This is a genomic window from Nonomuraea sp. GTA35, assembly GCF_041950525.1.
Lineage (GTDB): Bacteria > Actinomycetota > Actinomycetes > Streptosporangiales > Streptosporangiaceae > Nonomuraea.
In genome coordinates, this window is the sequence record NZ_JBGNUV010000008.1 from 277684 (window position 1) to 290120 (window position 12437).

Sequence of the window (12437 nt, forward strand, 5' to 3'; positions counted from 1 at the left end):
ATGGCGGAGCTGAGCAGGCGCAGGATGCTGGTCTCGGGGGGCGCCCTCGGGGCGCTGGGAGCGCTGGCGATGGCGTCCCCCGCGTATGCGTGGACGTGGTCACCCCAGGGCTCGATCGCGGGCGCCGGCGCCGGCGCCGACCCGCGGTGGGTCTGGGACGAGGAGGCCGACGCGCTCCTCGCCTCGCTGCTCGATCGCGGCGCCATCCCCGAGGTCAACCGCCTGCTGTGGAACTGGACCCGCAACGACCAGCCGTTACCCGACGGACTGCCGGCGGACCTGCGGGACTTCATGGAACGCGCCCGCAGGCTGCCGTCGTGGGCCGAGCAGGCCAAGCTGGAGCTGGCCGCCCAGTTCAACAAGTCCAGGGGGCTGTACCTCAACCTGTGCAACGGCGTGGGCGGCGGCATGCTGGCCACCGCGATCCCCAACGAGGCCCGCGCGGTCTACTACTCCAAGGGCGGCGCGGACATGGAGGACCGTGTCGCCAAGACCAGCATCTTCGGGTTCGCCGTCGGGGCCCTGAACGCCTACCGGCCCGACGGCACCTGCGTCGTCGAGTGCGTCAAGACCCGGCTGGTGCACGCCGCCGTACGGCACCTGCTGCAGCAGTCGCCCCACTGGGGCGGTGACATCCCGATCAGCCAGGAGGACATGCTCGTCACCTGGCACACGCTGCCGACCTTCGCCATGCGCAAGCTGCTCGAATGGCAGGTCCCGATCAAGGCCGCCGAGTCGGCGGCGTACCTGCACGTCTGGCAGGTGACCGCGCACCTGCTCGGCATCAAGGAGGAGTACATCCCCGCCACCTGGGACGCGGCCAACGCCCAGTCGGACCAGATCCTGCCCCGCAACATGGGCCCGACGCCCGAGGGCGTGGAGCTGACCGACATCCTGCTGAGCCAGCTCGCCGAGCAGACCAGCCCGCTGAGCGTCAGCCGTCCCCTCTGCAACGCCCTGGCCCGCTACCTGGTCGGCGACCAGGTGGCCGACTGGGACGGCATCCGCCGCGAACCGGTGTGGGACCCGCTCATCAGGGCCGTCTGGCCCAAGCTGGTCAGGTTCCGCGAAGGGCTCATCCCGCTGCCGCTGGTCCCCGAGACCGCCTGGGTCATCGACGAGGCCGTGCGGCGGTACATCCTGTTCTTCCTCACCAAGGGCAAGGAGACCAAGATCGAGATCCCGACGGCCAACCGTCCGGGCTCATGACCGGATCCAACGGCGGCGCGCCGGAAGAGGCGATCGGGCGGCGGCGGTTCCTCGGCTACGTGGTGGCGGCGCCGACCCTGGTGGCCGCCGCCGAGCTCGTGCCGGCGGCGCCGCCCGGCGCCGCCGCCCAGGCGCCGGCGCCGGCGGAGCTGACGGAACTGCTCGACCTCAACGACGTCATGACGGCGGCGGCGCTGCCGACCTCCGCCCTGATCTCGGTCGAGGTGCACCCCGACGGCACGGTGTCGTTCGCGCTGCCGCGGGCCGAGGTGGGACAGGGCATCACCACCTCGACGGCCATGCTGATCGCCGAGGAGCTGGCCGTGCCGCTGGAGCGGGTCCGCGTGACGCTGGCCGACGCCCGGCCGGAGCTGCTGTTCAACCAGCTCACCGGCGGGTCGAACACCACCGTCTCGACGTACGTCCCGATCCGGGTGGCCGCCGCCGTCGCCCGCGCCCGGCTGCTGTCGGCCGCGGCGGCCGAGCTCGGCGCGCCGGTCGGCGGCCTGACGCTGAAGGCCGGGGTGATCAGCGATCGCTCCGGCAGCGGCATCGACATCGGCGCGCTCGCCGGGAAGGCGGCGAGCGCCCGCACCCAGCAGGTGTCGGTGCGGCTCGCGCCGCGCGAGAGCCTCACCGTCATCGGCCGGCCGCACAACCGCGTCGACGCCCGGGACGCGGTGACCGGGCGCAAGAAGTTCACGATGGACCTCGACATCCCGGACGCCATGCCGACGCTGGTGTGCCGCCCGCCGACCATCAACGGCAAGGTCGGCTCGGTGGCCAACCTCGCCGAGGTACGGGCCATGCCGGGCGTCACCGACGCCGTGGTGATCTCCACCGGGGTGGCGGTGCACGCGCGGACCTTCGGCCAGTGCATCGACGCCGTACGCGCCCTGCGGGTCTCCTGGAGACCCGGCACCGCGGCGGGCAAGTCCGACGAGAGCGTGCTGCGGGAGCTGCACGCCGCCGAGCTGCCGCTCGGGCTCAGGCCGCCGACCCCGGTCGTCGAAGGCGCGTTCACGTTCTACTTCCGCAGCAACAGCGCCCTGGAGCCCAACTGCGCGATCGCCGACGTGCGGGCCGGCAGCGCCGAGATCTGGTCGGCGCTGAAGTCGCCGATCGTCGCCCAGCAGGCCATCGCCGCCAAGCTCGGCCTGCCGGTCGGCAAGGTCACCGTGCACGTCACCGAGGGCGGCGGCTCGTTCGGGCGCAAGCTGTTCTTCGACGCCGCGCTGGAGGCCGCCGAGGTGTCCCAGAAGATCGGCAAGCCCGTCAAGCTCATGTGGCACCGCGCCGACGACTCCCGCCAGGGCCGCGTCCACCCCATGGCCATCTCGCGGGTCCGCGTCTCCTACCTCGGTGACCGCGTGCTCAGCTACAAGCAGCGGCACACCAGCGTCTCCACCGACCTCGGCCACGGGCTCGGCGAGATCTTCACCGCGCTGGCGGCGCGGCTCCCGGTGGGCGACATCGGCTTCTCACAGACGTTCTTCCACCTCAGCCAGGCCATGTCCTACGACTTCGGCCTCAGCAGCCGGCTGCTCGCCGAGACGGACAAGAGCTTCAACACCGGCAGCATGCGCAACGTCTACTCGCCCGACGTGACCTGCGCCCGCGAGCTCATCGTCGACCAGCTCGCCGCGAGGATGGGCCGGGACGCCTACCGGTTCCGGCACGACTTCCTGGGCGACGACCGGTCCCGGGCGGTGCTGGCGAAGGTGGCCGAGGCCGGCGGCTGGGGGCGGCCGATGCCGCCCGGCACCGCGCAGGGCATCGCGTTCCACGCCGAGTACAAGTCGGTCAGCGCCTGCCTGGTGGAGATCGACTGCCGGCCCGAGACCGTCGACCGCCCCATCCGCGACGGCGTGGGCGGGCCGCGCGTGACCAAGGCCGTCTTCGCGGTGGACGCCGGCCTGGCCGTCAACCCGCGCGGCCTGGAGGCGCAGATGATGGGCGGCATCATGGACGGCATCGCGCTGGCCCTGACCTCCAGCCTGCACCTGCGCGACGGATACTTCCTCGAGGCGAGCTGGGACAACTACTTCTACACCCGGCAGTGGAACACCCCGCCGGAGCTGCGGATCATCGTCATGCCCAGCACCTCCGACCAGCCAGGGGGCGCCGGAGAGCTGGGCGTCGCCGCGTCGATGGCGGCGGTCGCCTGCGCGTACGGCCGGGCGACCGGGACGATGCCCACCAGCTTCCCGATCAACCACGGCACGCTCTCCTTCACCCCCAAGCCCACCGTCCCGCCCATCCCGCCGTCCCCGGCCGACGGCCTGAACCGAGGAGGGCCGAGTGCCTGAGCACACCTTCCGCGTCAACGGCGAGCAGGTCACCGTGAACGTCGCCGACGACGTGCGCCTGCTGTGGGTGCTGCGCGACCTCCTCGGCATCACCGGCCCGAAGTACGGCTGCGGCATCAACGTCTGCAAGGCGTGCACCAGCCACCTCAACGGCAAGGCGGTCAACCCCTGCGCGATCCCCGTCGGGGAGCTGCGGCCCACCGACGAGGTCACCACCATCGAAGGGCTCGCCACAGGCGAGGACCTGCACCCCATGCAGCAGGCCTGGCTCGACCACGACGTCGCCCAGTGCGGCTACTGCCAGCCCGGCCAGATCATGGCCGCCGTGGCGCTGGTCGAGCGGGTCGCCGCCGAAGGCCGGGCGATCACCGACGACGACCTCGACGGCATCCGCAACATCTGCCGCTGCGGCACCTACTTCCGCATCCGCGAAGCCATCAGGGCCGGCGCGCGGAACATGTGAAAGGCGGTGCCCCCGGCTCCGGGGGCACCGCCTCAGAGCCCGTAGGACTTGCCGATGATGTCGCGCTGGATCTCGCTGGTGCCGCCGTACACGGTGGACACCACCGTGGAGCGCAGCAGGCGCTCCATGCCGTACTCGGTGGCGTAGCCGTAGCCGCCCATCATCTGCATGCCGTCCAGCGCCAGGGCCTTGGCCAGTTCCGTGGCCTTCAGCTTGGCCATCGACGCCTCGCGCGGCAACATCCGCTCCGGTTCGGCCTCGATCCGCCGCGCCACGTCGTGCACCAGCAGCCGGGTGCACTCCAGCTCGGTGGCGTGGTCGGCGAGCCGGTGCCGCAGCGCCTGGAAGCTGCCGACCGGGCGGCCGAACTGCCGGCGCTCGCGTACGTAGGCCACCGTGTCGTCGAACACCCGGCGCGCGGTGCCCAGCATCAGCCCGGCCAGGATCATCCGCTCCAGGTTCAGGCCCGCCATGAGCTGCCGCCAGGCCTGGCCGACCTGGCCGACCACCGCGTCGCCCGGCAGGAAGCAGTCGGTGAGGTAGAGGTCGTTGACCTCCCGGCCGCCCATCGTCTCGATGCCGCGCACCACGAGCCCGCCGGCCCCGGCCGGCACCGAGAACATGGTGAGCCCGTCGTGCCGGTCGCCGGACGTGGACGTGCGCGCGACGAGCAGGATGTGCTCGGCGAGGTGCGCGTTGGAGCACCACGTCTTCTGGCCGTTGATCACCCAGCCGCCGTCCCGGGGCTCGGCCCTGCACGCCAGCGCGGCCACGTCGGAGCCGGCGCCGGGCTCCGACATCGACACCGCCAGCACCTTGCCGCGCAGGAAGTCGCCGAGCACGCGGCGTTTCTGCTCCTCGCTGCCGAACTTCTCGTAGGAGGCGGCGGTGATGGCGGACGTGGCGAACCCGCCGATCGGCACCTGCCAGTAGGCGGTCGTCTCCAGGAACAGCAGCAGGTCGACCATGCTCTGGCCGGCGCCGCCGTACTGCTCGGGCACGGCCACGCCCAGCCAGCCGAGCCCGGCCATCCTCCCGTACAGCTCGGGGTTGTGCGGCTCCGCGCCGCCGTCGGTCAGCTTCAGCCACTGCTCGCGGGTGCCCGCCTCGCGCCGGCAGAAGTCCTCGATCGCGGCCACGAAGTCACGCCGCTCATCGGTCAGGGGCAGGGTCAAGGTCACGAACCTTCCGCGTAGAGTTCCTCGATCACCTCGGCGTAGCGCCGCTCGATCACGCGCCGCCGCAGCTTCAGCGAAGGGGTGAGCTCCCCGCCCGCCGGGCTCCACGCGTGGTCGAGGACGCGGAACGCCTTCACCTGCTCGGGCCGCGACAACGCCGCGTTCGCCCGCTCGACGGCGGCCGTCATCTCCTCCAGCACGCGCGGCTCCGCCGCCAGCTCCTTCAGCTCCACGGCGGCCAGGCCCCGGGCGGCGGCCCAGGCGGGCGCGGCCTCCTCGTCCAGCATCAGCAACGCCGTCAGGTACGGCCGGCGATCGCCCACCACGACCGCGTAGCCGATCAGCGGGTGCGCCCGCAGCAGCGACTCGACCGCGCTCGGCGCGATGTTCTTGCCGCTCGAGGTGATGATCATTTCCTTCTTGCGGTCGACGATCCGCAGCAGCCCGTCCTCGTCGAACCGGCCGATGTCGCCGGTCGCCAGCCAGCCGTCCGCGTCCACCACCGGCTCGATCCGCCCGTCCTGCCGGAGGTAACCGGGGAAGACCAGCGGCCCGCGCACCAGGACCTCGCCGTCCTCGGCCAGCCGGATCTCCATCCCCGGCATGGGCAGGCCGACCGTGCCGGCCCGGTAGCGGTCAGGGAACGTGCTGGTGGCCGCGCCCGTGGTCTCGCTGAGCCCCCACACCTCCATGATCGTCATGCCGAGGCTGCCGAAGAACTCCAGCACCTCGGCGGGGACGGGTGCGGCGCCGCTGCCCAGCCGGGCCGCCTCGGCCAGCCCGATCCGCTCCCGCAGCGGGCGCAGCACCGCCCGGTCGGCGCGTTCCAGCGCCCCGGCGAGCTCGCCGGGCAGGGGAGAGCCGGTGGCGCGGATCCGGTACGCCTCGGCGGCCAGCTCCCTCGCCCGGCCGACCGCGTCGCGGGCGTCGCCGTCCAGGCCGGACAGCGCCTGCTGTAACCCGGCCGCGAACTTCTCCCACACGCGCGGCACGCCGAAGAACGCCTGCGGCCGCACCCCGGTCAGCGTGGCGAGCAGCCGGGTGGAGTCGGCGCAGATCGTCACGTGCCCCGCGGTGTAGAGCGGCAGGTAGATGCCGAGCACCCGCTCGGCGATGTGGGCGAGCGGCAGGTACGCGACCGTCCTGGGGTGCGGGGGCGCCGGCTGGACCAGCTCCTGGAGCGCGCACTGGTAGAGCACGTTGCGATGGGACAGCACCACCCCCTTCGGGTCGCCTGTCGTGCCCGAGGTGTAGATCATCGCCACGGGGTCGTCCTGGCCGGCCGCCGTGCCGGCGGGCTCGCCGGGCCCGGTCGCCAGCAGATCGGCGTAGCTCGTGCGGGCGCCGCCCGCCTCCTCCACCACCACGACGCCCTTCAACGCGGGCATCCCGGCCAGCGCGAGCTCCCAGCGCGCCAGCTCGGCCGGGCCCTCCAGCACGACCACGCCGGCCCCGCTGTGCACGGCGACCTGCCGGATCTGCTCCGGGCTCAGCGTCGCGTACGTCGTGCACGGGATCGCGCCCAGCTCGACCGCGGCCAGGTCGACGACCCAGTGCTCCGGGCGGCTCGACATGCCGATGAGCATGCGCTCGCCGCGCCGCAGCCCCAGCGCCCGCAGCCCGTTTGCCGCGGCCTGCACCCGCTCGTACAGCTCCCGCCAGGTCCAGGTGCTCCCGTCGGCCCCGGTCAGCGCGGGCAGCCCGCCGTGCTCGTCGGCGTTGCGCCGCAGCAGCTCCGGCACCGTGCGCGCCCCGACCGCCGCGCGCACGTCCCCCTCCGTCACCATCGAACGCTCCCTTCGCCTGGGCACTGAGCGCATCCATCAGAACCCGAACATCGTTCTACTGTCAATGCATCCGAATCACTACTTACTTATTTTCTTATTTATCCAGCTAGAAGCATTGTCACGATCTGATAGAGGACGATTCTCCGGTCACCGCACGGCTCGCTACACTCGGACGGTGCCGACCACCCAGCGCCGCAGACCCAGGGACCGCAAGGGGACGATCGCGCTCGTCGCCGCGGAGCTGTTCTGCGCCCGCGGCTACCACAACGTCGGCATCGAGGACATCGCCCAGGAGATCGGCGTCACCGGCCCGGCGATCTACCGGCACTTCCCGACCAAGCAGGCCGTGCTCGCCGCGGCCGTCAAGGAGCTGGGCCTGCGCTTCGCGGAGTGCGTGCGCTCCGGCGCCCACGAGGCCGACCCCGCCGACCGGCTGCACGCCGCCCTGCTGGCGCTGGTCCGCTACACCCTGGACAGGCGCGCCGTGGCGCGGCTCTACCAGTGGGAAGGCCGCCATCTCGAGGCCGCGGAGCGGGCGGCGCTGGCGGCACCGTTCGACGGCGCCGTGCGCACGCTGCGCGAGCTGCTGCTGCAGGCCCGCCCCGGGCTCGCCGGGCAGGACGCCGCGCTGCTGATCTCCGCGACGCTGAGCGTGATCGCGAGCCCCGCCACGCACCGCGCGAGCCTGTCCAGGGCCAAGGCCGAGCATACGCTCCTCGACTGCGTCGCCGTCCTCATCGGCGCCGACCTGCCCCCGCCGCCGCCCGAGGCGTCGCCGCGGGGTCACCAGCCGGACCGGTTCGCCCTGCTGCCCCGCCGCGAGCGGCTGCTCGCCGAGGCGATCCGGCTGTTCCGCGAACGCGGCTACCACCAGGTGAGAATCTCCGACATCGGCCAGGCCGCCGGCATCAACGCCTCCAGCGTCTACACGCACTTCGCGAGCAAGGCCGAGCTGCTGGCCGCCGCGTACTACCGGGCCACCAGCCGCCTGGAGCACACGACGGCCGCCGCGCTCGCCGATGCGGGCACGCCGGCCCAGGCCCTGGGCCGGCTGATCGACGCCTACGTCGGGACCACGTTCGCCCAGGCCGACCTGGCCGCCGTCTATCTCTCGGAGAGCGAGAACCTGCCCCCGGCCGACCTGCGGCGGCTACGCGCCGCCCAGCGGCGGCACGTCGACACCTGGACCGGGCTGGTCGCCCAGGTCCGCCCCGGGGAGGGGCCGTCCGGGATCCGCTTCAGAACGCACGCGGCGCTGAACATCGTGAGCGACCTCGCCCGCTCCGCCGGCCCGTCGGCGACCGAGGCGCGCACCGCCGCGCTGCTCCGGCCGCTGCTGGGACTGCCAGTGCCGGGACTGCCGGTGCCGGATCAGTCGTGAAGGGATCCGCCGCCGTCGATCGACCACGTCTGGCCGTTGACCCACCCGGCGCCGTCCGGCAGCGGGAACGCCGCCGCGACCGCGGTGCCGCCGGCGGCGGTGATCCGCTGGGCGGTGGCCTCGGCGCCGCCGGCCACGACGATCCGCTTGCCGTTCAGTCCGCGCATCAGTGATCCGTTCTCGTGGTCGAGGGGGCCAGCCAGAGGCCGGTCAGGGCGTCGATGAGGCCGGTCGCGGCGGCGTCCCAGGTGGTGCTCGCAGTCGGCCCGCCCTCGTTCAGGGCGCGCTCCCGCTCGGCCAGCGCGTGCACCAGCAGCAGCCGGGACATGCCGGCGCGCTCCTGGCGTACCTGTTCGGGCAGGCCGGGCAGCAGGCGGAGCATGCCGTCGAGGGTGGCGCGCATGGAGGGGGTGGCGGCGGACTCGTCGATGACGATCTGCCGCAGGGCTGGCACGGTGTTGATCTGCGCCATGCACTGGGCCCGACGGCTCGCCACGCCGAGCGCGTCGAGGTGGCCGGTGGCGGGCCGGACCAGGCAGGACACCCAGTCGCGCAGGTCGCCCGAGCCGCCGATCTCCTCCAGCAGCCGCAGCCGCCGCTCCTCCAGCTCCGCGGTGTAGCGGCGGACGAGCGCCCGCACCAGGCCCGCCTTGGTGCCGAAGTGGTAGCCGACGGCGAAGTGGTTGCCCTGCCCGGCCGCCTCGCTGATCTGCCGGTTGGACACCTCGCCGACGCCGTGCGCGGCGAACAGGCGCTCGGCGGCGTCGAGGATGGCCTCGCGGGTCTCGTGGGCCCGCTCGGCCCTGGTGGCCGGGCTCACCACCGGACCGGGACCCGCTCCAGCCCGCCCACGATGAGGCCCTCGCGGCGCCGCAGCTCGCCGGCGGGGACGGCCAGCTCCAGCGCCGGCAGCTTGTCGAGCAGCACCTTCAGCACGGTCTGCAGCTCGGTGCGGGCCAGCGCCTGGCCGATGCAGGAGTGCGGGCCCGCGCCGAAGGCCAGGTGCGGGTTCGGCGAGCGGTCCAGGCGCATCTCGCCGGCCCCCTCGAACTGCCGCTCGTCGCGGTTGGCCGAGGCCATGCTGCAGATCACGGTGGTGCCGCCCGGCAGCTTCTCGCCCGCGACCTCGACCTCCTCGCTGAGGTAGCGGGGCATGCCGAATCCGGGGTTGGCGTCGAAGCGCAGCGCCTCCTCCGCCGCCGTGCGGATCAGCGCGCGGTCGGCCAGCAGCGCCTCCCACCGCGTGCGGTCGGCGAGCAGCATCGCCACCATCTTGCCGATCATGTTGGCGGTGGTCTCGTGCCCGGCCACCAGCAGGCCCTTGGCGGTGCCCAGCATGAGCTGCTCGGTCAGCCGCCCGTCCAGGCCCTCCACCATCGCCAGCAGCTCGCTGATCAGGTCGTCGCCCGGCTCGGCCCGCTTGGCCGCCACCAGCGCGACGAGGTAGCCGTCGAACTCGGCCTGGGCGGTGTCGATCTCCTCCTGGCCGTACCTCGTCATGCTGAGCATGGTGTCCGACCAGTACGCGAACTTCTCGCGGTCGGAGTCGGGCACCCCGAGCAGGTCGCAGATGGCCCACACCGGCAGCGGGAAGCCCACGTTGCCCACCAGGTCGGCCGGCGCCCCCTCGGCCGCCATCCGCTCGACCAGCTCCACCGCCATGGCCTCGATCCTGGGCTGCATCGCCATGACCCGCTTGGCGGTGAACGCCTTGCCCACCAGCTGCCGCCAGGCCCGGTGCTCCTCGCCGCTCATGCTGCTGCCGCCGCTGCCGAACACGCCGCCGGACTCGTTGGCGGTCACCCGGGCGGCGTCCGGCGCGTCGAGCTGGCGGGTGAAGCGCGGGTCGGACAGGACCTGCTTGACGTCGTCGTAGCGGGTCAGCAACAGCGCCTGGTCACCGCTGGCCAGCCGGATCGGGGCGATCGGGCAGCCGTCGCGAAGCTCGGCCCACTCCCGCGGCGGCTCCAGTGCGGTGGGGTTGGCGAACGGGTAGTGCGGAACCGGCTCGACGGTCACGTGGCCTCCAGAGAAGTAGGTTGCGCACATCTAAGCCAACCCGCTTAATTAAGTCAATCGACTTGATCAGAAGTGCGGGCCGAGGGCGCGCTCAGCGGCCACGCCGCGCCGGCGCTCTGGCCGTTGCTTCCAGCGCGCCGGCGAGCCCGCTGATCGCCGTGACCAGGTCGTCGCCGAGCCGGCGCCAGGCCGTGGCGGCGACGCCGGCGTCCGGCTGCTCCCGCGCCAGCTCCATCTCCAGCTCGGCCGACATGTGCACGATGAGCTGGCGCGTCATGTCCTTCCCGCGGGCGGTGAAGCGGCCCGCGGCGGCGCCGGCGTCGTGCAGGCGGCGCAGCGACGGCGTGTCCAGGTGCGCACGCACGGCGTACTCGCGCAGCGCCGGCTCCACCGTGACCTGGGCGAGGAACCGCCCGTACCAGGAGGGCACGCCGAGCTCGATGTGGTGCTCGATGCGCGGCAGCACGATGCAGCCGATCCGCTCCCGCAGCGGCAGGCGTTCCGGATCGCCGAGCCGGGCCGTCATCGCCAGCCGGTGCCGCTCGATCGCCTCGGCGTGCTCGGCCAGGATCGCCTTGATGAGGTCGTCCCGGCCGGAGAAGTGGTACTGCACCGCGGACTTGTTGCGCTGCCCAGCGGCCTCGCCGATCTGCCGCAGGGACACCGCGGCGAGCCCCCGGGTGGCGTACAGCCGCTCCGCCGTGTCCATGATCAGGCTCCTGGCCACGAGCGAGCGCGCCGCCGCCACCCGGGGCGCGGTCACCAGGTGACCCAGACGTTCTCCAGGCCGCCGGACAGCAGCCCCTTGCGCAGGCGCAGGCCGTCCACGCCGTCGCGCAGGGCGAGGGTGGGCAGGCGGCGGGTGAGCGTGCCGAGCACGACCTGCAGCTCCAGGCGGGCCAGCGGCTGGCCCAGGCAGTAGTGCGCGCCCGCGCCGAACGACAGGTGCTGGGCGGCGTTGGGCCGGCGCGGGTCGAACCGCTCGGGCTCGTCGAACCTGCGCGGGTCCCGGTTGGCGGCGGGGCGGCACGGGATGACGGTGGACCCGGCCGGCACCCGCGCGCCGCCGAGATCGGCGTCCTCGGCCGCGACCCGGGGGAAGCCGATCACGCTGAGCGTGGTGTCCAGGCGCAGGACCTCCTCCACGGTGCCCTGGACGAGCGCCGGGTCGTCGATCACCGCCTGGTAGCGCTCGCGCTCCGACAGCAGCATCGCCGCCATGATGGCGATCATGTTGGAGGTGGTCTCGTGGCCGGCCAGCAGCAGAGCCCGCACGGTCGCGATGAGCTCCTGGTGGCTGAGCCGGCCGTCCTCGCTGTCGGAGATCTGGGTCAGCTCGCTCAGCAGGTCGTCGCCCGGGTCGGCGCGCCTGGCGGCCACCAGGTCGGAGACGTAGGAGTCGAACTCGCGGTAGGCCTGCTCCACCTCCTCCTGGCCGTAGCGGGTCAGCGTGAGCATGACCTGCGACCAGTGGGCGAACCTGTCCTGGTCCCCGCTGGGCGCGCCGACCAGGGCGCAGATGACGCGGACCGGCAGCGGCAGGGCGAGCCGGGCCGACAGGTCGGCCGGGGAGCCCGACGCGAGCAGGTCGTCGACGAGCTCGTCGGTCATCGCCTGCACGCGGGGCCGCCAGGCCTCCATCTTCTTGATGGTGAAAGAGCGGCCGAGCAGCCGCCGCCACCGCAGGTGACCCTCGCCCTCCCGCATGTCGGTGCCCGACGCGGCGCGGTTGAAGATGCCGCCGTCCTGGGTGGTCGCGACCCGGGCGGCGCCGGGGCCGCCGCGGTGGAAGCGCGGGTCGGTGAGCGCGGTGCGCACGTCGTCGTAGCGGGTGAGCAGCCGGGCGGTGTCGCCGCTGGGCAGCCGCACGGGCGCGACCGGGCAGCGGTCGCGCAGGTCGGCCCACTCGCGGGGCGGCTCCAGCGTGGCGTCACGGTCGAAGGGATAGTCCGGCAAGGTCATCGCGGCCCCCAGGTCATTGACAACTCGCCCCAACTTTAAGGCGGTCGCCTTAGTAAGGCCAGGGTCTCGGCCGGATTTCGCCGTGGGGGCTTGGTCGCGGCGAGGGGCAGGGGCTCAGCCTGATCTAGC

11 protein-coding genes are annotated in these 12437 nt (G+C 73.1%); 4 read left to right on the top strand and 7 right to left on the bottom strand.

Annotated features, from left to right (window positions below):
• The 3 genes from ACBJ32_RS33095 to ACBJ32_RS33105 are packed head-to-tail and all read left to right on the top strand — an operon-like array spanning position 1 to position 3981.
• The gene (locus ACBJ32_RS33095; protein WP_357884716.1) at positions 1 to 1209 is read left to right on the top strand and encodes an oxygenase MpaB family protein; all 1209 of its coding nucleotides are present in this window, start codon (positions 1 to 3) and stop codon (positions 1207 to 1209) included.
• On the top strand, positions 1206 to 3518 hold the full coding sequence (locus ACBJ32_RS33100) for a molybdopterin cofactor-binding domain-containing protein (RefSeq protein WP_375130085.1): 2313 nt from the start codon (positions 1206 to 1208) through the stop codon (positions 3516 to 3518). Before ACBJ32_RS33095 ends, ACBJ32_RS33100 begins: the two co-directional genes overlap by 4 nt.
• On the top strand, positions 3511 to 3981 hold the full coding sequence (locus tag ACBJ32_RS33105; RefSeq protein ID WP_375130086.1) for a (2Fe-2S)-binding protein: 471 nt from the start codon (positions 3511 to 3513) through the stop codon (positions 3979 to 3981). Before ACBJ32_RS33100 ends, ACBJ32_RS33105 begins: the two co-directional genes overlap by 8 nt.
• A 32-nt stretch (positions 3982 to 4013) precedes the next feature.
• On the opposite strand, the gene ACBJ32_RS33110 is transcribed toward ACBJ32_RS33105, so the two are convergent.
• Both ACBJ32_RS33110 and ACBJ32_RS33115 read right to left on the bottom strand, forming a co-directional pair.
• Positions 4014 to 5156 carry an acyl-CoA dehydrogenase family protein gene (locus ACBJ32_RS33110; protein WP_375130087.1) on the bottom strand — a complete coding sequence of 381 codons (1143 nt, stop codon included), beginning with the start codon at positions 5154 to 5156 and terminating at the stop codon, positions 4014 to 4016.
• A 2-nt stretch (positions 5157 to 5158) separates the two neighbouring features.
• A complete protein-coding gene (locus ACBJ32_RS33115) occupies positions 5159 to 6946 on the bottom strand; it encodes an AMP-dependent synthetase/ligase (RefSeq protein WP_375130088.1) in 1788 nt (595 codons plus the stop codon).
• A gap of 175 nt (positions 6947 to 7121) precedes the next feature.
• On the opposite strand from ACBJ32_RS33115, the gene ACBJ32_RS33120 reads away from it, so the two are divergent.
• Positions 7122 to 8327, top strand: a complete 1206-nt coding sequence (locus ACBJ32_RS33120; protein WP_375130089.1) for a TetR/AcrR family transcriptional regulator — start codon at positions 7122 to 7124, stop codon at positions 8325 to 8327.
• On the opposite strand, the gene ACBJ32_RS33125 is transcribed toward ACBJ32_RS33120, so the two are convergent.
• The 5 genes from ACBJ32_RS33125 to ACBJ32_RS33145 all read right to left on the bottom strand — a co-directional run bounded on the left by ACBJ32_RS33125 (position 8318) and on the right by ACBJ32_RS33145 (position 12308).
• On the bottom strand, positions 8318 to 8494 hold the full coding sequence (locus ACBJ32_RS33125) for a hypothetical protein (protein WP_375130090.1): 177 nt from the start codon (positions 8492 to 8494) through the stop codon (positions 8318 to 8320). The two genes, ACBJ32_RS33120 and ACBJ32_RS33125, sit on opposite strands and share 10 nt — an antisense overlap.
• On the bottom strand, positions 8494 to 9150 hold the full coding sequence (locus tag ACBJ32_RS33130; RefSeq protein WP_375130091.1) for a TetR/AcrR family transcriptional regulator: 657 nt from the start codon (positions 9148 to 9150) through the stop codon (positions 8494 to 8496). Before ACBJ32_RS33130 ends, ACBJ32_RS33125 begins: the two co-directional genes overlap by 1 nt.
• Positions 9144 to 10376: a cytochrome P450 gene (locus ACBJ32_RS33135; RefSeq protein WP_375130092.1), complete on the bottom strand. Its 1233-nt coding sequence runs from the start codon at positions 10374 to 10376 to the stop codon at positions 9144 to 9146. The genes ACBJ32_RS33130 and ACBJ32_RS33135 overlap by 7 nt, the downstream gene beginning before the upstream one ends.
• Before the next feature lie 61 nt (positions 10377 to 10437).
• Positions 10438 to 11109: a TetR/AcrR family transcriptional regulator gene (locus ACBJ32_RS33140; RefSeq protein ID WP_375130093.1), complete on the bottom strand. Its 672-nt coding sequence runs from the start codon at positions 11107 to 11109 to the stop codon at positions 10438 to 10440.
• Complete coding sequence (locus ACBJ32_RS33145) at positions 11106 to 12308, bottom strand: cytochrome P450 (RefSeq protein ID WP_375130094.1); 1203 nt, start codon at positions 12306 to 12308, stop codon at positions 11106 to 11108. Before ACBJ32_RS33145 ends, ACBJ32_RS33140 begins: the two co-directional genes overlap by 4 nt.
• Positions 12309 to 12437: the final 129 nt, after the last annotated feature.

What these genes read in the sequence shown, in the direction of transcription:
- ACBJ32_RS33135 (WP_375130092.1), bottom strand. Translation starts at nt 10,376, where the DNA reads ATGTGCGCAACCTACTTCTCTGGAGGCCACGTGACCGTCGAGCCGGTT.
- ACBJ32_RS33125 (WP_375130090.1), bottom strand. Translation starts at nt 8,494, where the DNA reads ATGCGCGGACTGAACGGCAAGCGGATCGTCGTGGCCGGCGGCGCCGAG.
- ACBJ32_RS33145 (WP_375130094.1), bottom strand. Translation starts at nt 12,308, where the DNA reads ATGACCTTGCCGGACTATCCCTTCGACCGTGACGCCACGCTGGAGCCG.
- ACBJ32_RS33115 (WP_375130088.1), bottom strand. Translation starts at nt 6,946, where the DNA reads ATGGTGACGGAGGGGGACGTGCGCGCGGCGGTCGGGGCGCGCACGGTG.
- ACBJ32_RS33100 (WP_375130085.1), top strand. Translation starts at nt 1,206, where the DNA reads ATGACCGGATCCAACGGCGGCGCGCCGGAAGAGGCGATCGGGCGGCGG.
- ACBJ32_RS33095 (WP_357884716.1), top strand. Translation starts at nt 1, where the DNA reads ATGGCGGAGCTGAGCAGGCGCAGGATGCTGGTCTCGGGGGGCGCCCTC.